This window comes from Stappia sp. (genome assembly GCF_048261845.1).
Classification (GTDB): domain Bacteria; phylum Pseudomonadota; class Alphaproteobacteria; order Rhizobiales; family Stappiaceae; genus Stappia.
On record NZ_JBLXFR010000023.1, the window covers coordinates 1 to 21,602 of the forward strand.

Sequence of the window (21,602 nt, forward strand, 5' to 3'; positions counted from 1 at the left end):
TGGTGCAGAGCCAAGGCTCGGCAATAGAAATCGCCCCCACCTATTACGCTTGAACGCAAAAAGCGCCCCTTGGGGCGCTGTGCGTGGCGTTTTTTGGGTGGTGTTGGTTGCGGGAGGGCGCAACAGACGATCTCTGCGGAATGGGTCCGGGAATGCAAAAACCTCCGCGGCGGGAGCCTTGGAGGTTTCGCAAGTATCGTTGGTTGCGGGGGCGTGCAACCAACGATACTTGCGATTGGTCGAGCGTCAAATCCCGAAGCTTGCCGCTTAGCATAACCTGTTCTGCCGGCTTTGAAAACCGCTTTGGCGGCCCGCTGACTTGCTTACGGATACGAGTCGGAACTGACCAGGTAGCCTCCAACCTTCAGCCCCGCGCCCGCCCAACCAACCTGTAGCTGGTGCTGCGGCCACCAGCATCCTCCTTCTCAAGCACACCCCGGTCAACCAGGTCCGTGATGTCGCGGAGCGCAGTGTCGGAGGAAACCTTGGTCAGCTTTGCCCATTTCGAGGATGTCAGCTTTCCCTCAAATCCATCGAGCAGCCGGTTGATCACGGCGCGCTGACGCTCGCTGAAGATCTCGCCTGCCATGGCCTCCCAGAAGCGTGCCTTGTGCAGAACGTGGCCCAGAACCTCTTCAGTGCCGTCGAAAGCCCGGTCCAGGCATCCGAGGAACCAGTCGAGCCAGCCGGTGATGTCTAACCCGCCCTTCTGCGTTCTTTCCAGCATGGCGTAGTATTCTCCTCGCTCACGCCGGATCCGGGCCGACATGCTGTAGAAGCGCTGCGCACTCCCCTCGGATCGGGCCAGAGCCATATCGGCGATGGCGCGGGCGATACGCCCATTCCCGTCCTCGAACGGATGGATCGTCACGAACCAGAGATGGGCGATGGCCGCGCGGATGACCGGATCCGTGGCATCGCGCGTCTCGAACCAGTCCAGGAACGCCGCCATCTCGTCCGGCAGGCGTTCTGCCTTCGGCGCTTCGAAATGCACGCGCTCACGCCCGTAGGGGCCGGAGACGACTTGCATCGGTCCGGTCTCCGGGGGGCGCCATGCGCCGACGGCGATCCGGGCCATGCCGCTGCGCCCGGTCGGGAACAGTGCGGCATGCCAGGCGAAGAGCCGTTCCGCGGTGAGGGGGGACGCATAGTTCTGCGTCGCATCCAGCATCATCTCGACCACACCCTCGACGTCACGATCGACCGGGGCAAGCGCACCGATCTCCATCCCGAGGCGCCGGGCAATGGAGGAGCGCACTTGTGTGAACCGGCATGCAAAATTGACCCCGTAGCGGGGTGATCGGCGTCCAAAAATGACCCCCTTACACTGATGTGGATGATGCCCCCGAGGTCATCGGGGAGCACAGTGTGGGATGTTGGTCGTGGAGACGATAGCGAAGATCCGGCGGGCGTATTTTCAGGACAAGAAGTCGATCAAGCAGATCTGCCGGGAGCTGCGAGTATCGCGGAACACGGTGCGCAAGGTGATCCGGTCCGGTGCGACGGAGCTCACCTATGAGCGAACCATTCAGCCGTTGCCGAAGATCGGGCCTTGGCAAGACATGCTCGACGAGATGCTGGCGGTGAACGCGCGGAAGCCCAAGCGCGAGCGACTGACTCGCATCCGCATTTTTGAGGAACTCCGGGCTCAAGGATATGACGGTGGCTATGATGCGGTCCGGCGATACGCGGCCTCCTGGTCGAAGGAGGAAGCGGTGGCATCTGCGGCCGCCCATGTCCCGCTAACCTTCGATCCAGGCGAGGCCTACCAGTTCGACTGGAGCCACGAGATCGTGGTGATCGACGGCGCGACGACCACGGTGAAGGTGGCACATGTCCGCCTGTGTCACAGCCGGATGCTGTTCGTGCGTGCCTATCCCCGCGAGACGCAGGAGATGGTCTTCGACGCCCATGACAAGGCCTTCGCCTTCTTCGGGGGCACCTGCACGCGGGGCATCTACGACAACATGAAGACCGCGGTCGACACGATCTTCGTCGGCCGCGACCGAGCCTACAACCGCCGGTTCCAGCAGATGTGCAGCCATTACCTCGTCGATCCCGTCGCTTGCACCCCGGCATCCGGCTGGGAGAAGGGACAGGTCGAGAACCAGGTCGGCGTTGTCCGACGGCGGTTCCCCGACCGGGCCAGTAGGAGACCGAGCATCAGGCCCGCCGGTCCCGCACCGACCACGATGCAGTTCTGGCTCCTTTTCACATGGGAATAGTATCTCAACTTCGCAGGTCCTTGGGATGAGGCTAGTGAATCGATCCTCGGCCTCTGCTTGAAGCTTTCACCTCAGCATCGCCATCGCGGTCGCTGTCATTAGAGGGCAAAATATCGAGCGGGATCAGATCCCCGTCATTCTCGCTTTCAGCAACGAGCTGGATCACCTTTTCGAGTGTTTCCAGTTGAGCGATCTTTTCCTCGACCGCAGCGAGTTGCTCCTTTGCGATGCGGAGCGCCTCGGCCGGGCTTGAGAACGAGGCGTCGGCAAGTCGAAACAGGTCCTTGATCGCCTCGATGCTGAACCCGAGATCGCGGGCGCGGCGAATGAAGAGAAGGCGATGGACCGCCCCGTGGTCGTAGCGTCTTTGGTTTCCCTTGCTCCGCGAGCGCTCGCGCAGCAACCCGATCTGCTCGTAGTAGCGGATCGTCGGAATTTTGACGCCGGTGAGCTGAGAGAGTTCGCCGATGCCGATATCCATGTTTGAAGTTCCTTCCGGATAGCCGCGTGTTGATGATTTGCTGCGTGTTCTATCGCTGAGGCCCTCAAGGCCCGACCGCGCCGGGGTGCGGCGACGGCCCATGGGCCGCCCCGGCGCGGAATCGTGTGTCGACCTGCTCAGGCATGGGCTTTGGTCGCCTGTTGGGGCGACGGGTCCCGCCTGATCGCAAGCCGGCGCACAACCACATAGAAGATCGGCGTCAGAAGCAGGCCGAACAGCGTCACGCCGAGCATGCCGGCAAAGACGGCGATGCCCATGGCGTGCCGCATTTCGGCGCCCGCTCCGGTGGCGATGACGAGCGGAACCACGCCGGCAATGAAGGCGAGCGACGTCATCAGGATCGGCCGCAGACGCAGGCGAGCCGCTTCGAGGACGGCAGCCAACGGATCGACCCCTTCGTCCTCCTTCGCTCGGGCGAACTCAACGATCAGGATTGCGTTCTTCGCGGCAAGACCGACCAGAACGACAAATCCGATCTGCGTGAAGATGTTGTTGTCGCCGCCGGTGAACCACACCCCGGCGATCGCCGAGAGGAGCGCCATTGGAGCGATCAGCAGCACCGCGAAAGGAAGCGACCAACTGTTGTACTGCGCCGCGAGGATCAGGAACGCGAGCAGGACGGACAGCGGGAAGACAAACATGGCGGTGTTGCCGGCCTGCTTCTCCTGATAGGCGAGATCGGTCCATTCAAAGGCCATGCCGGGCGGCAGGGTCTCCGATGCGATGCGCTCCATCGCTGCCGTCGCCTGCCCGAACGAATATCCGGGCGCGGGACTTCCGCTGATATCGGCAGACGGAAAGCCGTTGTAGTGCATAACCCGATCGGGGCCAGAGCTGTGCTTGATGGTGAGCAAGGCCGAGAGGGGGATCATGTCGCCGGCTGAATTGCGCACCTTAAGGCGGCCGATGTCCTCGGGCTGCATGCGGAACGGTGCGTCCGCCTGCACCATCACCCGGTAGGTGCGACCGAAGCGATTGAAGTCGTTCGCATAGAGCGAGCCGAGATTGACCTGCAATGTCTCGAAGATCGTGTTGAGCGGAACGCCTTGCGACTTCGCTTTCACCCTGTCGATATCGACCTGCACCTGCGGCGCGTTCACCTGGAAGCTCGCCAGCATTCCCGCCAGTTCGGGCGTTTGCATCGCCCGACCCATGATCGCACCCTGAGCCTGGGCGAGTGCCTCGAAGCCCAGGCCCGCTCGGTCCTCGATCTGGATCTTGAAGCCGCCGGTGGAACCGAGACCCGGAACGGGCGGCGGCGGGAACATACCGGCGAAGCCATCGGGGATCTGGCTGAACTTGCCCATCAGCTTGCCGGCGATGGCAAAGGCGGAAAGCGACGGGTCCTTTCGTTCGTCAAACGGCTTCAGCATCGTGAACATGACCGCTGCGTTGGGGATATTGACCATCCCGTTGACCGAGAGCCCCGGGAAAGCAACGACACTCTCAACGCCCGGCTCGGCCAGTGCGATCTCCGACATTTTCTTGACGACGGCCTCGGTCCGGTCGAGCGAAGCGCCGGTCGGGAGCTGGGCGATGCCGACGAGATAGTATTTGTCCTGGGCCGGCACGAAGCCGTTGGGCACCGTCTGGAAGCCGACCCACGTCATGCCGACCAGGCCGGCATAGACCAGCAGGACGAGAACGCTGAGCCTCGCGGCACGGCGCACCGACCAGACATAGGCGTTCGAGGCGCCGTCGAAGAAGCGATTGAACAGCCGGAAGAACCAGCCAAACAGAAAGTCGATCACGCGTGTAGGAAGGTCCCGCTTCACGTCACCGTGGTGCGGCTTCAGCAGCACGCCAGCAAGCGCGGGAGAGAGCGTAAGAGAGTTGATCGCCGACAGGATGGTCGAGATCGCAATCGTCAGCGCAAACTGGCGGTAGAACTCGCCCTGCAAGCCAGACAGGAACGCGGATGGAATGAAGACGGCCGACAGGACGGAGGTGATGGCGACGATCGGTCCTGTCACCTCATCCATGGCTTTGCGCGCCGCCTCTTTCGGCGTTTCTCCAAGCGCGATGTGGCGCTCGACGTTCTCGACCACGACGATCGCGTCGTCGACCACGATGCCGATCGAGAGAACGAGGCCGAAGAGGGACAAGGTGTTCAGCGAGAAGCCGAACATATACATGAGCGCAAACGTGCCGACCAAGGAGACGGGAACGGCGACGAGGGGGATGATCGACGCCCGCCAGGTCTGGAGAAACAGCACGACGACGATGACCACCAGCACGACGGCTTCTAGCAGCGTCATGACCACGGCCTCGAGAGACGCCTTCACGAACACCGTGGGATCGTAGGCGATCCGATATTCGATGCCTTCCGGAAAGCCCTTTTGAAACTCGGCCATGGTGGTGCGGACGGCGCTCGACACGTCGAGCGCATTTGCGCCAGGACTTTGGATGATTTGCATCGCGAGTGCCGGCTTGCCGTCCAGCAGGCTGCGAAGGGCGTAGGAATCTGCGCCAAGTTCGATACGGGCGACGTCGCGCAAACGGGTAACCTGGCCGTCCGTACCAGCCTTTATGACGATCTCGCCGAACTGCTCCTCACTAGAAAGCCTCCCAAGCGTGTTGACGGTGACCTGAAAGGCAGCCGAGGCTTCCGGTTGCTGACCGACCGAGCCGGCTGCTACCTGCACGTTCTGTTCCTGAATCGCCGCGACGATGTCGCTGGCAGTCAACCCCCTCGCGGCCACCTTGGCAGGGTCGAGCCAGATCCGCATTGAATACTCGCCAGCGCCCCCGAGGATGACGTCGCCCACGCCCGGCAAGCGGGCCAGTTGGTCGCGCACCTGAAGGATCGCGAAGTTCGACAGATAGAGCGGATCATAGCGGTCATCAGGTGAGACGAGATGGACAACCATAAGGATGTCGGGGGAGGTTTTCTGCGTCACGACACCGATGCGTTGCACTTCCAGCGGAAGCCTGGGCAAGGCGCGAGAAACCCGATTCTGCACCTGAATCTGCGCCATGTCGGGGTCAGTGCCCTGTTTGAACGCAATTGTCAGGGTCATGCGTCCGTCGGTCGCTGCCTGCGAACTCATGTAGAGCATGTTTTCGACGCCGTTGATCGCCTGCTCCAGCGGAGCGGCGACTGTTTCGGCAATCACTTCGGGATTGGCGCCCGGATAGCTCGCAGTGACCTGGACTGTCGGCGGCGTCACCTGCGGGTACTCACTGAGCGGGAGCTTCAGCAGCGTCAGGCCGCCGGCGATCAGCATCAAGACGGAGAGAACGACCGCGAAGATCGGGCGGTCGACAAAGAAGCGCGGAATGTTCATCGACGCGCCTCCTGCGCTTGCCCGGAGGCCCGCTCGCCGTCAGCAGCCTGCCCTGGAAGCATTGAGACCATCTGCGGGACAACCTGCATACCGGGGCGCACAAGGCCCTTTATGATGATCTTGTCAGTCGGAGTGAGACCTTTGGAGACGACGCGCAGACCGTCGACCATAGGTCCGATTTCGACGGGGCGGTATTCCGCCTTGTTCTCGGGGCCAAGCGCCAGGACGTAGCGCCGTCCCTGATCGATGCCGATCGCCTGATCGTCGATAAGAACGGTTTGAGCCGGTTGCGCGGTAACGAGTTTGACCCGTGCGAAGAGGCCGGGAGTCAGCCTGCCGTCGGAATTCCTGACGATGGCCCGGGCGCGGATCGTGCCCGTACTCCGGTCGACACGATTGCCAAGGAAGTCGAGTTGGCCGGTATGCGGAAAGCCTGTATCGGTCATCAGACCGAGCTGGACAACAAGCTTTTCCGCGACCTTGCCCGTTTCGGGCGCGCGCGCATTACCGACGAAGCCGAGATAGGTGGCCTCGTCAATATCGAAATAAACATAGAGTGGATCGACCGAGACGATCGTGGTGAGCAACGTAGCCGCACCGGCATTGCCGCCTGCAACAAGATTGCCTTCCGTGACAAGAACCCGGTCAACGCGTCCGGCAATTGGGGCAGTGACCCTTGTGTAGGAAAGGTCGAGCTCGGCAGCCGCGACAGCCGCCTTGGCAATCTCTACCTGGGCTTGGCGCTGACCGAGCAGCGCTTGCGCGTCATCGAGTGTTTTGCGTGATACCGTACCATTGGGAGACAGCGATTCTGTACGCCTGAAGTCGGTCTCGGCTTGTTCAAGCAGGACATTGGCCTGCTGCAACTGAGCCTTTGCTGCATTCAATGCAACCTCGAAAGGTCTGGGATCTATCTGGAAGAGAAGGTCTCCAGGTTGCACCATACCGCCTTCGGGGACACTCACGGTATCGATTGCACCGCCAACACGCGAACGCAGTTCGATGGTCTTCATCGCTTCGAGATGGCCAGTGAATTCCGTAGAAGCCGCAACTTGGCGAATGATGACTTCAGCCACGGGAACTTGCGGGACGGGCATCTGCGCCGGCTGTGCCTCAGCTTCCGATGCCGATGTCGAAGAGACCAGCGACATCAGGCCCTTTGTATACGGGCCAATGTCCTCTCGATATATGATTGCAAGAGTACCGACCGCGATAGCAGCACCGACCAATCGCAGAGCGGCGGCTTTTTTACTCATTCTCGTTCACCTTCATAGGGCGCGCGTACCCAGCGACCAGGGCGCGGCGAGTGCATTTTCGACGAAGGTGCGGTTTCCAACGATAGGAAGGTCAAGACCTTTGGAAAACGATTTCCGTATAGGCCCTTGACGCGATCATCAGTTCATGCCGCGGACTGCCGCATTCCGTACTTCGCCGACATCTTCGAGCCGGCGCCGTTCCCAAATTTAGATCGGTGAACCAGCAGGCCCGGTTGGCCGACGCCGCCAGTCTTGATGACTGGCGACGTCTTTAGTGCAGGGAATTAGTGACTTTCGGCCGCGATAAGCTGGCGTGAAGGCATTCCTTCGTCACGGCCGCTATCCTCTGGGGATTTGGCACCCTTGAACCGCAGGAGCCGCAGAGCGTTCAGTGTGACAATGGCGGTCGCGCCCGTATCTGCGAGTACCGCGATCCAGAGGCCAGTAAGCCCAAGGACGCTGGTGACGAGAAACACTCCCTTCAGCGCAAGAGCGAAGATCACGTTCTGGTGGATGTTGGCCATGGTGGCGCGCGAAAGCGCGACGAGATGGGCAACGTCCGTGACACGGCTCTTGAGCAGGGCGGCGTCCGCGGTCTCGATCGCCACATCGGTTCCGCCGCCCATGGCGATCCCGACGTCCGCCGTCGCCAGCGCCGGAGCATCGTTGATGCCGTCGCCGACCATGGCCACCTTGGTCTTCCGCTTCATCTCGTTGACGAGATCGAGCTTGTCCTGCGGAAGCAGCTCGGCGCTCCACTCGATACCGAGACCCTTGGCGATCGCCTGGGCGGTGCGCTGGTTGTCTCCGGTCAGCATGACGGAGCGAACGCCCATCGCCTTGAGCTGGGCAACGCCCTCGCGCGCGTCACGGCGCGGTTCGTCGCGCAGGGCTATGAGACCGAGGACTTCCCTTGCCTGCTCGTCGAAAAGAACGGCAACCGTATTGCCGAGATCCTCGAGCTTCTCGATGGCGCTGCGTTCCAGCGCGCCGAGCGTTGCCGCCTTGGCGGCATGGGTCGGGGAACTGACTGCGAGGCGACGCCCGGCTACAGTCGCATGCACGGCCTTGCCGGCGGTCGCCGATGCGTCCCGAGCGAGCGGAACGGCGATACCGTCGGTTTCGGCGCGTCCGATGATTGCTTTGGCAAGCGGATGGCTTGAACCTGTTTCAACCGCCGCTGCCAGAGCAATGACATCGCTTTCTTCATTGTTTCCGAGCGCGAGAACCTCGGTGACACGCGGCTTGCCTTCGGTCAGCGTTCCCGTCTTGTCGAAAGCAATGGCGCGAACCTTGCCAATCGTTTCGAGCGCATTGCCGCCCTTGATCAGCAGACCGCGGCGCGTACCCACGGCGAGGCCCGAGGCGATCGCTGCAGGCGTCGAAAGAACGAGCGCGCAGGGGCATGCGATGAGTAGAAGGGCGAGACCACGGTAGATCCACGTGTCCCAATCGCCGTTCATCGCCAGCGGCGGGACGGTGATGATCAGCGCGGCGATCAGCATCACCGCCGGAGTATAATACCGGCTGAAGTTCTCGATGAACCGAGCGGTCGGGGCCTTGGCCGACTGCGCCTGCTCAACTAGCTGGATGATGCGCGAGATGGTATTGTCAGAGGCAGTCTTCTCGACACTGACCTGGAGGACACCATCAACATTGATCGAACCGGCGAACACACTTTCGCCAGTGGTCTTCGAGCGCGGCACCGACTCGCCGGTAATGGGCGACTCGTCCAGACTGGAGGTTCCCTGTAGGATCTGTCCGTCGGCCGGCACGCGGTCGCCCGGCCGCACGAGAACGAGATCATTCACTCGCAACGCCGATGCCGGCACGGTGCGCTGGCCGCCATTCGAGTCGAGGAGAACAGCCGTTTTTGGCACCAGCGACGCGAGAGCCTTTATGCCGGCACGCGCTCTCCCAGCCGCGACGCTTTCGAGCAGCTCGCCGACAGCAAACAGGAACACGACCGCCGCCGCCTCCTCAGCCTCGCCGATCACGAGGGCGCCGATCGAGGCGACGACCATCAGCGTTTCGATGGAGAAGGGAGAACCCGAGGTCGCGAGCGCGAACGCCTTGCGAGCAAAGGGAATGACACCGGCAATGACGGCAGCAGCGAAAATCCATTCCGCATAAAGCGGGATGAACTGGGCAACGACGTAGGCCGAGCCCATCAGCAGGCCGAGGCCGATGACGTGCTTGCCCTTGCGGGTCTGCCACCAGCGCTGATTGCGCATCGCTGGCGCGGGTTCGACGTCGATGGCCGCATCGGACGAAGCCGAAAGCTCGCGTGTGTTGGACACCCCGAAGCCGAGGCTCTTGATCGTCTTTTCGATGTCCGCGACCTTGGTGAGCGCGCCGGCGCCGAGCGTCAGTTCGAGCGTTTCGGTCGTGAAGTTTACGCGCACGTCGGAAACGTCTGGCATCCGCGCCAGCGCGACCTCGATCTTGCCGACGCAGCTTGCGCAATCCATCCCCTCGACGCGCATCGAGACATTGGGCGGAGAGACCGGTGCGGCGCGCGGAGTTGGCGCATGGCCCGCATGATCATGTCCAGAGCAGCCACCGTGGCCGTGATCATGATCGTGGTGAGCGTGGTCGTGATCGCCACCGCAAGCACCGTGATCGCCGGCGCAGCCGTTGTGATCATGACCGGCATGGGCGTCGGAGCGCTGCACAGGCGCGGCGGGAATCGCAGAAGCCGGCAGTTCCGTCACGTCGAACCCGAGCGAGCGAATCTTTTTGGCGATATCCTTCGAGGTCGTTTTGCTCGTCGCATCGCGGGATAGCAAGAGTGTCTCGGTAGCGAAGTTGACGGCTACCTCGGAGATACCTCCCAGACGGCCCAAGGCCGTCTCGATCTTGCCGACGCAGCTTGCGCAATCCATGCCGTCGACGCGAAAGCCGAGCCGCTCATCAGCGCCCGGCGTTGAAAGTCCAGTTGTCATTCCGATCTCCTTTCCGGCCGCCGCAGCGGGCGCGCGTGCTCAGACGCCATGCGCGGCTTCGGAAGGAGTAAATAACACACTTGAACAGCTATTCAAGTGTTCATTTGAAATAGTGCTGTTTTCCCGGCAGATCAGTCGTCCGCATGGTCCTCCGAAATATGCGTCGCCATGTCCTGAAGAACATGGCTGACGTGATGATCGGCGATCTCGTAGAAGATCTGCTTGCCCTGGCGATCGCCCTTGACGAGACGCGCCCCGCGCAGCAGGCGCAGATGGTGGCTGACGAGGGTCACGGACAGGTCGAGCCGCTCGGCGATGTCGCCCACCGAGATCGGCGCCGGGACGCAACTCAACAGGATTTTCAACCGTGAGGGATCGCCAAGCAGCCGAAACGTTTCCGCCAGGATCGTGACCTCGTTCTGTGAGAGCGAAGGAAGCAGGAGATGGCCTTCAGCCTCCGCATGTGCGGAGATCGCACGTTCGTCCGGCTTTTTGATGTTTGTCTTCTTGAGAGCAGTCATCTGCTAGATTTACCTGAGTTTTGGGACGGAACCTGCCGGCATTTGACCGCCAAGAGCTGTCCGCGTTGTTTGGTCCCGCCCAATCTACCGGATGGGCGCGCAATTACAATGCGAAACACGGTCGCTGTCGATCGGCGGGACAGTTGGCGCTGCCCTTCTCTGCCCCTGCGTCACATCTCGAATTTTCCTTTTCCGCGCAAGAACAGTCTTGACCTTACAAGCGCTGGAAGCCGCACGCTGACGACAATCCTGCCAAATCCGCCCGCCGTTACGCGGCTAGGCAGCGGGGCAACCATGTCGAATTCAGAGAAAGGCAAGACCGATGACGGAGAGCAGCACCCCCCAGATTCTCATCTACACCACACCGACCTGTCCGGACTGCCACACGCTCAAACGCTGGCTCGACCAACAGGGCCTCGCCTACGAGGAACGCGACCTCACCGACCCGAAGATCGCCGAGGAGGCAAAGGCCCGGACCGGCGTCCGGGTCGCTCCGATCACCATCATCGGATCGGACGTCTTCTACGGGACCTTCCCGAGCCAGAAGCCGGGCCTCGTCAAGGCGCTCGGGCTCGCCGGGAGCCTGTGAGGAGACGCAGATGACGAGCAAGTTTGTTGACATCCGGCAGGCGCGGACCAGCCTTGAGGTCCATGAGGGCCAAACAATTCTCGACGCCGCGCTCGCCGCCGGCATCCCCTATCCTCACGGTTGCCGGTCCGGCCGCTGCGGCTCCTGCAAGTCCCGCCTGATCGAGGGTAAGGTGGAGCTGCTCCAGCATTCTCGCTTCGCCCTCAGCGAGGAAGAGAAGGCCGATTGCCTGATCCTGGCATGCCGTGCGGTGCCGAAGACCGATGCGGCAGTCGCCTGGCTGGGCAGCGATGACGATGATGCCGTTACGGCTCCTCGACGGCTGGATGCCATCGTGATCGGCCTCGATGACCTCACTCACGACATCAAGCTGGTTCGGATCGCGCCTGCCGACGGCTCTCCCCTGCTCTTCACGGCCGGTCAGTATGCCCAGGTCGGATTCGATGGTGTGCCTGCGCGCAGCTACTCCATGGCCAATCGTCACGGCGACGACAGCCTCGAATTCCACATTCGCAAGGTTCTGGGGGGCATCACGTCACAGCACGTCCATGACGCGCTGAAAGCCGGCGACAAGGTGACGCTCGAATTTCCGCTAGGCTCCTCCTACCTCCGTCAGCATCATTCCGGCCCGATCCTGTGCATCGCTGGCGGTTCCGGTCTGGCGCCGATCAAGTCGATCGTGGAAACGGCCCTTGCTCACGGCATGAAGCAGCCGATCCATGTCTACTTTGGCGCACGCGGCGCGCGCGACCTCTATCTCGTCGAGCATTTCGAGGCACTGGCGGACCGTCATAATAACCTCAGCTTTACGGCTGTCCTGTCGGATATGCAGGCAGCACTCCATCGGCACGGCTTCGTGACCGATGCGGTGGTCGAGGATCTCGCCGACTTCGACGGGTGGAAAGCCTATGTTGCAGGTCCGCCCCCGATGGTCGATGCGGCGATGGACGTGGTTTTCGCGCGGGGCCTGCGTCCCGAAGACATGCACGCCGATGTCTTCTTCACGCCGGAAGAGCAAGTGGCGGCAGCGACGGTAGAGTGATCTGCCGCGGTCCGAGTCCGCCAGTGACAAAAGCCAGCCGCGAACGACTTCGCTGCTGGCTTTTCATGTGCCGTTTCAACCTGGACAGCCCGGCCCGGTATGGGCGATCTCGCAGAATGCCCCCAAATTTGTGGATCTGCGAGGCGTTGCCGCGGGTGCGATTCTTATTGCCCGCGTGCGGTGAGCCATTCCCGCATCATGGCGATCTCGCCTTCTTGGGCCGAGATCACGTCCTCGGCCAGCTTACGAACCTCAGGATCGGTACCGTATTGCAGAACGACCCGCGCCATGTCGATCGCGCCCTGGTGGTGCGGGATCATTCCGCGCATGAAGTCGATGTCGGCATCGCCGGTGAACTCGACCATCATGTCCTTGTGCATGCGATCATTGGCTTCGATATAAGCCTGCGTGGATGGGTTGTCGGAGGCCGGCATCGAATGCCCCGGCATTTCGTGGCCTTGCATGGTGGTATCCGTGTTCAGTTGGCTTTGTGCGATGGCGAGGCCGGCGCTGATGGCGAGTGCGCCGCCAATGAAAATCGGGGTCAGCTTGTGCATGATCTTGCTCCTGTTCAATTCACGGTCGCCGGATACCCAGCCTCTTCGAGAACCTGCTGAAGGACAGCGGGGGTTGCGGTCGTCTCGACCTTGACTGTCCGCTGGGCTGGGTTGGTGTCGATCTTGGCGGTCGGATCGACCGACTGGATCGCCTTGGTGACGGACTTGGCGCAACCGCCGCAGGTCATGCCTTCGATCTTGAGTTCCATGAGCTTTCTCCTTTGGGTTCGGTTCTCATGGTCCTCAAGTTGGGGTTTCCAACGATGGTAAGGTCAAGAGGAATCGAAAAGTAATTTTTACCCTTGACCTTCCCATCGTTGGAAGGAGCATATCAGTGTCCGAACTCGAATTCTGACTTAGAAAGGAGGCGGCAATGGATGCCCCTGTTCGAGCTGCGGACAAGATGAATGCAGCAATTTCCCTGCCTATAGAGGGCATGACCTGCGCATCCTGCGTCGGCCGTGTCGAGCGCGCCCTGAGGGCCGTCCCCGGCGTCGCCAACGCGGTCGTCAATCTGGCGACCGAGAAGGCAAGCATCACGACGAATGACACGGTTAATCGCATAGCGCTCGTCAAGGCTGTCGAGAAAGCTGGCTATGAAGTGCCGGCCAGCTTCAGTGCGCCGAAAGCTGCTCTCCTTGAGGTGCCGATCGAAGGCATGACCTGCGCTTCTTGCGTGGGGCGGGTGGAAAAGGCCCTCAAGGCCATCCCCGGCGTTGCCAATGCCGTGGTCAACCTAGCTACCGAGAAAGCCAGCATCACGACGAACGGCCCGGTGGACCGAGCGGTCGTCGTGAAGGCCGTGGAAGACGCAGGCTACGCGGTTTCGGCAAGTTTCACTGCGCCGGCGGCGGCTTCGCTTGAGGTCGCGATCGAGGGCATGACCTGCGCCTCCTGCGTCGGGCGTGTCGAAAAAGCCCTCAAGGCCGTGCCGGGTGTCACCAACGCCGTCGTCAACCTCGCAACCGAGAAGGCCACGATCCAGGGAACCGCCGACGCGGCGGCCGTCATCGCGGCAATCGAGAACGCGGGCTACGACGCCAAGGTGATCGCAGCGGCAACCGGGTCGAGCCAGGCCGAGGTCGATGATCGCGCCGAGAAGAAGGAAGCCGAACGCCGGGAGCTTACCCGCGATTTTACCATCGCGGCGGTGCTGACCGCGCCGGTCTTCATCCTGGAGATGGGGTCGCACCTCATTCCGGGCGCGCACGACATGATCGCCGCGACCATCGGCATGCAGAACAGTTGGTATCTTCAGTTCGTGCTGACGACGCTGGTACTGTTCGTGCCCGGCATCCGCTTCTACGACAAGGGCCTTCCCGCGATCTGGCGGCTGGCTCCCGACATGAACTCGCTGGTCGCCGTCGGCTCACTCGCTGCCTACCTCTATTCGCTGGTGGCGACCTTCGCGCCGGGCTTCCTGCCTGCCGGGACGGTGAACGTCTATTATGAAGCCGCAGCGGTCATCGTCACGCTGATCCTGCTCGGCCGGCTGTTGGAGGCCCGCGCCAAGGGCCGCACTTCGGAAGCGATCAAGCGTCTGGTCGGCCTTCAGGCCAAAACGGCGCGCGTGCGCCGTGACGGCAAGACGGTGGATCTGCCGATCGACTCGGTGCTGTCCGGCGACGTCGTGGAGGTCCGCCCCGGCGACCGTATCCCGGTCGACGGCGAGGTCATCGAAGGCGAAAGCTATGTTGACGAATCCATGATCACCGGCGAGCCGATCCCGGTGTCCAAGACGAGCGGCAGCGAGGTCGTGGCCGGAACCGTGAATCAGAAGGGCGCCTTCGCGATCCGCGCCACGGCGGCCGGCGGCAATACCGTGCTGTCGCAGATCATCCGCATGGTCGAGGAAGCGCAAGGCTCGAAGCTGCCGATCCAGGCTCTGGTCGACAAGGTGACGATGTATTTCGTGCCGGCAGTCTTCGCCGTCGCCGCGCTCACCTTCGCTGCATGGCTCTATTTCGGCCCCTCGCCCGCTTTGACCTTCGCGCTGGTCAATGCCGTCGCTGTGCTGATCATCGCCTGCCCCTGCGCCATGGGTCTGGCGACGCCGACCTCGATCATGGTCGGCACCGGCCGGGGCGCGGAACTGGGCGTGCTTTTCCGCAAGGGTGAAGCTCTACAACTGCTGAAGGATGCCAAGGTGGTAGCCGTCGACAAGACCGGCACGCTGACCGAAGGCAAGCCGGCCCTGACCGACCTCGAACTGGCCGCCGGCTTCGAGCGGACGACGGTGCTGGGCCTGGTCGCAGCCGTTGAAGCCAAGTCGGAACACCCGATCGCCCGCGCCATCGTGGACGCGGCCGTGGCGGAAGGCATCGCACTGCCCGCAGTGTCGGACTTCGAGTCGGTCACTGGCTTCGGCGTGAAGGCCGTGGTCGACGGCAAGCGTGTCGAGATCGGCGCGGACCGCTACATGGTCGAACTCGGCCATGATGTGGCGGGCTTCGCCAAGGTCGCCGAACGTCTGGGCAACGAGGGCAAGTCACCTCTCTATGCCGCGATCGACGGCAAGCTGGCGACGATCATTGCCGTTGCGGACCCGATCAAGGAGACGACGCCTGCCGCGATCAAGGCGCTGCACGACCTCGGCCTGAAGGTCGCAATGATCACCGGCGACAACAAGCGGACGGCCAAGGCCATCGCGGCCCGCCTGGGCATCGACGAGGTGGTGGCGGAAGTGCTGCCGGACGGCAAGGTCGAGGCGATCCGTCGCCTCAAGGCCGAGTATGGCAAGGTGGCCTTCGTCGGCGACGGCATCAACGACGCTCCGGCGCTGGCAGAGGCAGATGTGGGCCTCGCCATCGGCACGGGGACGGACATCGCCATCGAGGCGGCGGACGTGGTGCTGATGTCAGGCAGCCTGACCGGGGTGCCGAACGCCATCGCGCTGTCCAAGGCGACGATTGGCAATATCCGGCAGAACCTGTTCTGGGCCTTCGCCTATAACACGGCCCTGATCCCGGTCGCCGCCGGTCTGCTCTATCCGGGCTACGGCATCCTGCTGTCGCCGGTCTTCGCCGCCGGCGCCATGGCCCTGTCGAGCGTCTTCGTCCTCGGCAATGCGCTGCGGCTCAAGACTTTCAAGGTTGCGAACTGAAGAACCAGACAGCCGACCCTATATGAAGGGTCGGCTGTCGCACCATACGGGAGATTGATGATGAACATCGGACAGGCAGCAAAGGCATCAGGCGTTTCGGCCAAGATGATCCGCTACTACGAGCAGACCGGCCTCATCCCGGCCGCCGACCGGACGGACTCCGGCTACCGCGACTATTCGGATACCGACGTCCACATGCTGCGCTTCATCCGCCGCGCGCGCGACCTCGGTTTTTCGGTGGCCGAAATCGGCGACTTGCTGAACCTCTGGCGCGACGAGACGCGGCAGAGCGCGGAAGTGAAGCGCCTGGCCCAGGGCCATATCGACGCGCTGGAGAAGAAGATCGTGGTTCTGCAAGACATGGCCCACACGCTCACCATGCTGGTGAATGCCTGCCATGGGGACCATCGCCCGCATTGCCCGATCCTCCAGCGCCTTGAAACCGACCAGGACAACGAGGATCTTTCGATCCGGCCTCGTTCCGGCGCGGTTAGTCGCTCGCTGCAATAACCGCATCCTCCGCCCTTCGACCGCGAAGGCGCTGAGTGCGGTTTTAACTCTGCAATGTTCCAGCCGAAGGCAACGGCGGGGACATTGGGTTCAGTCTTGCGGCTTACGCGCCGCCTGCCAGAGCAAAGGCACGAGGATCAGGGCGACCGGAGGAAACAGCAACCAGTTGATCGTCGCCCAGCCCGAGCTGTGCAGGACGCTGCCTGCCAGAAACGAGACGGCGGCGGTCGCGCCGAACACCATGAAGTCGTTCGCGCCCTGTGCCTTGGCACGCTCGCCGGGGGTGTGGCAGTCGGTGACCATCGCCGTCGCTCCGATGAAGCTGAAGTTCCAGCCGATCCCCATGATAGCGAGAGACCCCCAGAAATTGATCAGCTCAAGCCCCGCCAGCGCGACCACGGCCGAGACAGCGATGAGCAGCATTCCTGCCGCCGTCACACGCTCCTTGCCGAAGCGCGTCATGAGACGTCCAGTAACGAAACTCGGCGCGAACATCGCCAGAAGATGCCACTGGATTCCCAGCGCGGCGCTGTCGACCGAATGGCCGGTGTTGACCATCGCGATCGGTGAGGCCGTCATGACGAAAGCCATGAGACCGTAGGAGACGACGCCGGCCGCGACCGCCAGCGTGTAGCGGGGCATCAGGAGTATCTCCATTAGGGATCTGCTCGAGCTTTCCAACGCCGACTGCGAAGCCGATTTCAGCGTGCGCAGCATCAGGAGAATGGGAATGGAGAGTAGCGGAAGCGCCGCCTAGCTGAGGAAGCTGCCGACATAGGGCGTGCTGGGGAAGGAATCGCGTGTCCAGATGACGAGTTGCGGACCAATGACGGCGGCAATGAGCCCGCCGACCATCACCTAGGAGATTGCTCTTGCCTTCAAAGCGCCCTCGGCAGCGTCGGCAGCGGCGAAGCGATAGCTTTGGACGTAGGAGCCATAGAGACCGGCGGTAAAGCAGCCGACGCAGAACAGCAGGAACGATGTCGCGAAGATGCCAAGCGCGGCAATGAGACCCGCCGCGACGCCGAATAAAGCACCGAACAGGTAACCGCCCCGGCGTCCCCAGGCGCGCATGACGAATGCGGCCGGCAGCGTGCCGATTGCAAGCCCGAGACCGAAGAGACTGACCGGCAGCGTCACCCATGCGGGGTTGTCGGCAAGCTGCTGGCCGACCAGGCCGCCGAGCGACATGACGATCGGCGCGCTCGATCCTCCGAGCGCCTGCGCGGCGGTCAGCACGGTGAAGTTGCGCCGGACAGTTGCAGTATCGTCCATCGGAACTCCCACAATTATTTGCTTCGATGCTGACAGGCCGGCAAAACTCTTGGGTTTTGCGGGAACGAAACCTTTCCTCAAACGTATATATACCCATACCGGGTAGGGGTAGATGGATGTGCAATAAAAACTCGAAGCAGATCATTGCGTCGCTCAACCGGATCGCCGGCCAGGTCCGCGGTGTCGGTCAAATGGTCGAGGACGAGCGATACTGCATCGACATTCTCAACCAGATCCACGCGGTCAAAGCCGCCTTGTCGAAGGTGGAGAACCAGGTGTTGCGATCGCATGCCGCCTGTTGCGTCGAGGAGGCGATCGCCTCGGGCGATGCCGACCTTCAGCGGGCTAAGTTCAACGAGTTGGTCGAGGTGTTCGCAAAGGCGAAACTATAGATCGAAGGGATCAGACAATGGCGACCCATGCTGCCAAACGCGCCGAGCTTCATCGAATGGTGATGGAAAACCATACCTGTCCTTACGGGCTTAAGGCGCTCGATCTGCTCAAGCGCGGAGGCTACGAGGTCGACGATCACCATCTGACGACCCGCGCCGAAACGGACGCCTTCAAGGCAAAGCATAATGTTCAATCGACGCCGCAGACGTTTATCGGCGGGAAGCGGATCGGCGGGTATGACGATCTCGTCCGGTTCTTCGGCGGCGAGGTCAAGGACAAGGATGCCGTCACCTACAAGCCGGTGATCGCGCTGTTCGCGATGGCCGCGCTGATGGCGCTGGCCGCGAGCTGGGCGGCGTGCGGAAACCTCGCAACGGTCCAGGCCGCCGAATGGTTCATCGCCATCGCGATGTGCCTTCTTGCCCTTCAGAAGCTGAAGGACGTGGAAGGCTTCGCTACCATGTTCCTGAACTACGACCTTCTGGCGCAGCGATGGGTCCGATATGCCTACATCTATCCCTTCGCGGAGGCACTCGCCGGTGTCCTGATGATGGCCGGCGCGCTGATGTGGGTGTCGATCCCCGTCGCGCTGTTCATCGGTGGCATCGGCGCCGTCTCGGTGTTCAAGGCGGTCTATATCGACAAGCGCGAGCTGAAATGCGCCTGCGTTGGCGGCGACAGCAATGTGCCGCTCGGCTTCGTGTCGCTCACCGAGAACCTCATGATGATCAGCATGGCGGTCTGGATGATCTTCAAGCCGATGGGCATTGGACACTGACAACCGCGAAAGGACGATCAAATGGCGAGCGACCACACGGCTCATGGGGGCATTCGGGGAATAGCCACGGCTCCCATGGCCGTCCCTATCTGATGTTCTGGATCAACATGATCCTTGGCCTCGTCGTCATGTATGTCGTGATGTTCTCGATGATCGACGGTTGGGGCGACTTCCGGAACAATCTGAACATGCTCTACATGGCGATAACCATGTGGGCACCGATGGGCATCTTCATGTTAGCGACGATGCCGGGCATGTTTCCGAACCCCAGCGTGAATATTGTCCTTTATGTCGTCTTCGCCCTCCTGACGGCCGGTTCCTTCTGGGCGACCCGAAGCCAGGCACTGATTGATGACGGCCAGTTCATCGACTCGATGATCCCGCATCATTCCGGGGCGATCCTGATGTGCCGTGAGGCGAAGCTCGCTGACCCAGAACTGAAGACGCTGTGCGAGGCAATCATCGGGGCGCAGCGCGAGGAGATTGACCAGATGGAGAGCATCCGAAGCCGGCTGTAGGCGTCGAGGGCACCGGCAGACAAATGCCTCATGTCTGGCCGACCTGTAACGAGCCGATCTTGGCAGCACGGCTATCGAGAGGTAGCAAACATTGCCGCAAGCAGGCGCTTCGGCTTCGTGGTGTTGCGGGAAAATTCAGGACTCATGAGTGGCGAGCAATGCCGTCGCTTTGCGGATCGTTCCGTCTTTCCTCACGCGCATGGGAAAGCATGTCGAGCAGGATGTCACCGACATGCCTGTCTGTGACCTCATAGAACATCTGCTTCGAATGGCGAACGCGCGTCACCAGCCGCGCGCCACGGAGAAGACGCAGGTGATGGCTAACGAGCGACTGGGATAGCTCCAGCGCCTCGGAAATATCGGTCACTGACTTCGGACTGTCTTCGCAATGCAGGAGAATCTTCCGCCTGCTGGGATCACCCAGCAGGCGGAAGGCCTCGGCCAGAAAGTTCAGATCCTGCGATGAGATAGGTTCTGCCGTATTCACGTCGTTACCTTTCCGATCTTTCGAATGAACCCTTCCCTCAAGTGGAGCCGGTCAGTGCGAATGACCCGCATGGGAGAGCGCTGCGGTGTTCGGCTCCTCCAGGCTGCAACTGGCCATACCGTCCCAGTCGATGCCGATCGTCGGGTGTTCGATGCTGAACTTCCTCTTCAACTCATGCTCGACCTGCTTGCAGACACCCCGAATATCGGCATCTTCCGTCGGCTGCACCTGAAGCGTCGCCAGCACACGACCGGAGGTCAGCGACCAGACATGGATATGGCTGACTTTCTGAAGCCCCGGAACGGTCTTGAGCAGATGTTCGGAGATCTGGGTGCTTCCGGCGTTAACAGGTGCGCCTTCGAGCAGGATGTGCAAGGTGTTCTTGAGCAGGCTCCATGCGCTGCGCAGGATCAGCAGGGACACGAAGACCGACAGGATGGGGTCGATGGGGGTCCAGCCCGTATACCAGATCACGATAGCTGCAACGATCGCGCCGACCGAGCCGAGCAGGTCGCCCATGACGTGCAGGATGGCGCCCTTGACGTTGACGTGCTCGGAATCTCCGCGCGTCAGATACCAAAGCACGAAGAGATTCACGAGCATGCCGATAATGGCAACGACGAACATCGAGCCAGCGAGGACCGGCTGGGGTTCCCGGAACCGTTCGATAGCTTCATAGACGATGAAGCCGACGATGCCGAACAGTGTAAGGGCGTTGACCAGGCCGGCGATTACCTCGAAGCGGGCATAGCCAAAGGTGCGCTGGCTGTCGGCGGCGCGGCGGCCGAGGCGGAAGGCGACATAGGCGAGGCCGAGCGCAATTGCGTCGGTCAGCATGTGGCCGGAATCGGCAAGCAGCGCGAGCGAGCCCGAGATCACGCCGCCGACGGCCTCCACGATCATGAAAGTGAAGATGATGAAGAACGAAATGAGGATCTTGCGCTCGTTGTCCTTCGTGACTGTCGGGACATGCGAGTGGTCATGATCGTGGCTGCCACCGTGGCTATGGTCGTGCTTGGAGTGGTCGTGACCGTCATGGTCGCTGTGGGAGTGTGATGAGTTTGCCATTGCTCGTTTCCGATTACATCAAGTCAACAATTGAATAAGTGTTCAAGTATATGTCTGTCAACCGGCTGCGCGATTTTTTTGCCATCTGCCCGGAGCCTCTAGAGCCGATGGGCAGTGACCGCGTACAGAGCAATGCTGACACCTTCGACGTTGAAGATCTGGCTCATCCTCGAAAACAAAATGGGCAGTCCAAGGACTGCCCATTTTGACACTGCTATGAACCTGGGGACACCTTCGGTAGCGGCTTGGCGCTAGCGATCAGTAGGCAGGAGGTAGCATCAGGCGGCCGCCGCGGCGCCTTCGGCCGGATAGCCCGCTTCGGTGAGAACGGCACGCAGGTCCGCCTCGGTCGCGGATGATTCAACACGGACCTCACGCTTGGGCGGATCAGTCTCGATCTTCGCGGCGGCATCAACGCTTTGCAGCGCCTTGGTTACCGACTTGGCGCAACTGCCGCATGTCATGTTGGGAACGGTGAAGAGATACATGGAGGGCTCCTTGATTTGAGTCCTCTGGGAAATGGGGCTTTCCACCGTTGGAAGGTCA

At 61.8% G+C, this 21,602-nt stretch carries 18 protein-coding genes and 3 pseudogenes; 8 read left to right on the forward strand and 13 right to left on the reverse strand.

All coding sequences use genetic code 11. The annotated features are described in order from the left end of the window. Positions 1-364 precede the first annotated feature (364 nt). Positions 365-1,258 carry a Fic family protein gene (locus ACN0T5_RS11295; protein WP_272988589.1) on the reverse strand — a complete coding sequence of 298 codons (894 nt, stop codon included), beginning with the start codon at positions 1,256-1,258 and terminating at the stop codon, positions 365-367. Between the two features lie 115 nt (positions 1,259-1,373). Here ACN0T5_RS11295 and istA point away from each other — a divergent pair. Beyond that, positions 1,374-2,132, forward strand: a pseudogene (istA, locus tag ACN0T5_RS11300) (IS21 family transposase); the annotation flags it as partial. Between the two features lie 26 nt (positions 2,133-2,158). Here istA and ACN0T5_RS11305 read toward each other — a convergent pair. From ACN0T5_RS11305 to ACN0T5_RS11330, 6 genes and pseudogenes are all read right to left on the reverse strand, one after another. Then, a pseudogene (locus ACN0T5_RS11305) lies at positions 2,159-2,215 on the reverse strand (hypothetical protein); the annotation flags it as partial. A gap of 41 nt (positions 2,216-2,256) precedes the next feature. After that, positions 2,257-2,706 (reverse strand): MerR family transcriptional regulator, encoded by a 450-nt coding sequence (locus tag ACN0T5_RS11310; protein WP_064788633.1) that lies wholly within the window; start codon positions 2,704-2,706, stop codon positions 2,257-2,259. Positions 2,707-2,843: 137 nt separating this feature from the next. Further along, the gene (locus ACN0T5_RS11315) at positions 2,844-6,014 is read right to left on the reverse strand and encodes an efflux RND transporter permease subunit (RefSeq protein WP_064788632.1); all 3,171 of its coding nucleotides are present in this window, start codon (positions 6,012-6,014) and stop codon (positions 2,844-2,846) included. After that, a complete protein-coding gene (locus ACN0T5_RS11320) occupies positions 6,011-7,270 on the reverse strand; it encodes an efflux RND transporter periplasmic adaptor subunit (protein ID WP_114089507.1) in 1,260 nt (419 codons plus the stop codon). The genes ACN0T5_RS11315 and ACN0T5_RS11320 overlap by 4 nt, the downstream gene beginning before the upstream one ends. A gap of 284 nt (positions 7,271-7,554) precedes the next feature. Further along, complete coding sequence (locus ACN0T5_RS11325; protein ID WP_082923643.1) at positions 7,555-10,215, reverse strand: heavy metal translocating P-type ATPase; 2,661 nt, start codon at positions 10,213-10,215, stop codon at positions 7,555-7,557. A gap of 131 nt (positions 10,216-10,346) precedes the next feature. Further along, positions 10,347-10,736, reverse strand: a complete 390-nt coding sequence (locus ACN0T5_RS11330; protein WP_197482613.1) for an ArsR/SmtB family transcription factor — start codon at positions 10,734-10,736, stop codon at positions 10,347-10,349. 322 nt (positions 10,737-11,058) lie between these two features. Here ACN0T5_RS11330 and ACN0T5_RS11335 point away from each other — a divergent pair, with 322 nt between their 5' ends. Both ACN0T5_RS11335 and ACN0T5_RS11340 read left to right on the forward strand, forming a co-directional pair. Next, positions 11,059-11,325 carry a glutaredoxin family protein gene (locus ACN0T5_RS11335; RefSeq protein ID WP_064790828.1) on the forward strand — a complete coding sequence of 89 codons (267 nt, stop codon included), beginning with the start codon at positions 11,059-11,061 and terminating at the stop codon, positions 11,323-11,325. A 10-nt stretch (positions 11,326-11,335) separates the two neighbouring features. After that, complete coding sequence (locus ACN0T5_RS11340) at positions 11,336-12,367, forward strand: 2Fe-2S iron-sulfur cluster-binding protein (RefSeq protein WP_417768737.1); 1,032 nt, start codon at positions 11,336-11,338, stop codon at positions 12,365-12,367. 164 nt (positions 12,368-12,531) lie between these two features. Here the strand turns inward: ACN0T5_RS11340 and ACN0T5_RS11345 are convergent, their stop codons facing one another. Then, positions 12,532-12,924, reverse strand: a complete 393-nt coding sequence (locus ACN0T5_RS11345) for a DUF305 domain-containing protein (protein WP_064790830.1) — start codon at positions 12,922-12,924, stop codon at positions 12,532-12,534. Between the two features lie 14 nt (positions 12,925-12,938). Next, a complete protein-coding gene (locus ACN0T5_RS11350) occupies positions 12,939-13,133 on the reverse strand; it encodes a heavy-metal-associated domain-containing protein (RefSeq protein WP_064790831.1) in 195 nt (64 codons plus the stop codon). A 194-nt stretch (positions 13,134-13,327) separates the two neighbouring features. Between ACN0T5_RS11350 and ACN0T5_RS11355 the strand changes: the two genes are divergently transcribed. Then, positions 13,328-16,027 carry a heavy metal translocating P-type ATPase gene (locus ACN0T5_RS11355; RefSeq protein ID WP_417768738.1) on the forward strand — a complete coding sequence of 900 codons (2,700 nt, stop codon included), beginning with the start codon at positions 13,328-13,330 and terminating at the stop codon, positions 16,025-16,027. A 60-nt stretch (positions 16,028-16,087) separates the two neighbouring features. Beyond that, positions 16,088-16,537, forward strand: coding sequence for a Cu(I)-responsive transcriptional regulator (gene cueR, locus ACN0T5_RS11360; RefSeq protein ID WP_114089509.1), 450 nt, complete (start codon positions 16,088-16,090; stop codon positions 16,535-16,537). Positions 16,538-16,627: 90 nt separating this feature from the next. Here the strand turns inward: cueR and ACN0T5_RS11365 are convergent. Beyond that, positions 16,628-17,812: pseudogene (locus ACN0T5_RS11365) on the reverse strand (MFS transporter). Between the two features lie 116 nt (positions 17,813-17,928). On the opposite strand from ACN0T5_RS11365, the gene ACN0T5_RS11370 reads away from it, so the two are divergent. The 3 genes from ACN0T5_RS11370 to ACN0T5_RS11380 all read left to right on the forward strand — a co-directional run bounded on the left by ACN0T5_RS11370 (position 17,929) and on the right by ACN0T5_RS11380 (position 19,501). Continuing rightward, positions 17,929-18,204 (forward strand): metal-sensitive transcriptional regulator, encoded by a 276-nt coding sequence (locus ACN0T5_RS11370; RefSeq protein ID WP_064790834.1) that lies wholly within the window; start codon positions 17,929-17,931, stop codon positions 18,202-18,204. Positions 18,205-18,221: 17 nt separating this feature from the next. Continuing rightward, the gene (locus ACN0T5_RS11375; RefSeq protein ID WP_417768739.1) at positions 18,222-18,983 is read left to right on the forward strand and encodes a MauE/DoxX family redox-associated membrane protein; all 762 of its coding nucleotides are present in this window, start codon (positions 18,222-18,224) and stop codon (positions 18,981-18,983) included. Positions 18,984-19,075: 92 nt separating this feature from the next. Further along, a complete protein-coding gene (locus ACN0T5_RS11380; RefSeq protein WP_174713899.1) occupies positions 19,076-19,501 on the forward strand; it encodes a DUF305 domain-containing protein in 426 nt (141 codons plus the stop codon). A gap of 142 nt (positions 19,502-19,643) precedes the next feature. Here ACN0T5_RS11380 and ACN0T5_RS11385 read toward each other — a convergent pair whose 3' ends face one another. From ACN0T5_RS11385 to ACN0T5_RS11395, 3 genes are all read right to left on the reverse strand, one after another. Further along, the gene (locus tag ACN0T5_RS11385) at positions 19,644-19,988 is read right to left on the reverse strand and encodes an ArsR/SmtB family transcription factor (RefSeq protein WP_417768740.1); all 345 of its coding nucleotides are present in this window, start codon (positions 19,986-19,988) and stop codon (positions 19,644-19,646) included. A 51-nt stretch (positions 19,989-20,039) separates the two neighbouring features. Beyond that, positions 20,040-21,056: a cation diffusion facilitator family transporter gene (locus ACN0T5_RS11390; protein WP_064790349.1), complete on the reverse strand. Its 1,017-nt coding sequence runs from the start codon at positions 21,054-21,056 to the stop codon at positions 20,040-20,042. A gap of 278 nt (positions 21,057-21,334) precedes the next feature. Further along, positions 21,335-21,544, reverse strand: a complete 210-nt coding sequence (locus ACN0T5_RS11395) for a heavy-metal-associated domain-containing protein (protein WP_064790348.1) — start codon at positions 21,542-21,544, stop codon at positions 21,335-21,337. Between the last annotated feature and the right edge of the window lie 58 nt (positions 21,545-21,602).

Bases quoted from the DNA above. Each gene is read 5' to 3' on its own strand.
- ACN0T5_RS11370 (WP_064790834.1), top strand. From the start codon at position 17,929: ATGTGCAATAAAAACTCGAAGCAGATCATTGCGTCGCTCAACCGGATC.
- ACN0T5_RS11335 (WP_064790828.1), top strand. From the start codon at position 11,059: ATGACGGAGAGCAGCACCCCCCAGATTCTCATCTACACCACACCGACC.
- ACN0T5_RS11395 (WP_064790348.1), bottom strand. From the start codon at position 21,544: ATGTATCTCTTCACCGTTCCCAACATGACATGCGGCAGTTGCGCCAAG.
- ACN0T5_RS11345 (WP_064790830.1), bottom strand. From the start codon at position 12,924: ATGCACAAGCTGACCCCGATTTTCATTGGCGGCGCACTCGCCATCAGC.
- ACN0T5_RS11355 (WP_417768738.1), top strand. From the start codon at position 13,328: ATGAATGCAGCAATTTCCCTGCCTATAGAGGGCATGACCTGCGCATCC.
- ACN0T5_RS11325 (WP_082923643.1), bottom strand. From the start codon at position 10,215: ATGACAACTGGACTTTCAACGCCGGGCGCTGATGAGCGGCTCGGCTTT.
- ACN0T5_RS11330 (WP_197482613.1), bottom strand. From the start codon at position 10,736: ATGACTGCTCTCAAGAAGACAAACATCAAAAAGCCGGACGAACGTGCG.
- ACN0T5_RS11310 (WP_064788633.1), bottom strand. From the start codon at position 2,706: ATGGATATCGGCATCGGCGAACTCTCTCAGCTCACCGGCGTCAAAATT.
- ACN0T5_RS11380 (WP_174713899.1), top strand. From the start codon at position 19,076: ATGTTCTGGATCAACATGATCCTTGGCCTCGTCGTCATGTATGTCGTG.
- ACN0T5_RS11340 (WP_417768737.1), top strand. From the start codon at position 11,336: ATGACGAGCAAGTTTGTTGACATCCGGCAGGCGCGGACCAGCCTTGAG.
- ACN0T5_RS11315 (WP_064788632.1), bottom strand. From the start codon at position 6,014: ATGAACATTCCGCGCTTCTTTGTCGACCGCCCGATCTTCGCGGTCGTT.
- ACN0T5_RS11390 (WP_064790349.1), bottom strand. From the start codon at position 21,056: ATGGCAAACTCATCACACTCCCACAGCGACCATGACGGTCACGACCAC.
- ACN0T5_RS11375 (WP_417768739.1), top strand. From the start codon at position 18,222: ATGGCGACCCATGCTGCCAAACGCGCCGAGCTTCATCGAATGGTGATG.
- ACN0T5_RS11320 (WP_114089507.1), bottom strand. From the start codon at position 7,270: ATGAGTAAAAAAGCCGCCGCTCTGCGATTGGTCGGTGCTGCTATCGCG.
- cueR (WP_114089509.1), top strand. From the start codon at position 16,088: ATGAACATCGGACAGGCAGCAAAGGCATCAGGCGTTTCGGCCAAGATG.
- ACN0T5_RS11350 (WP_064790831.1), bottom strand. From the start codon at position 13,133: ATGGAACTCAAGATCGAAGGCATGACCTGCGGCGGTTGCGCCAAGTCC.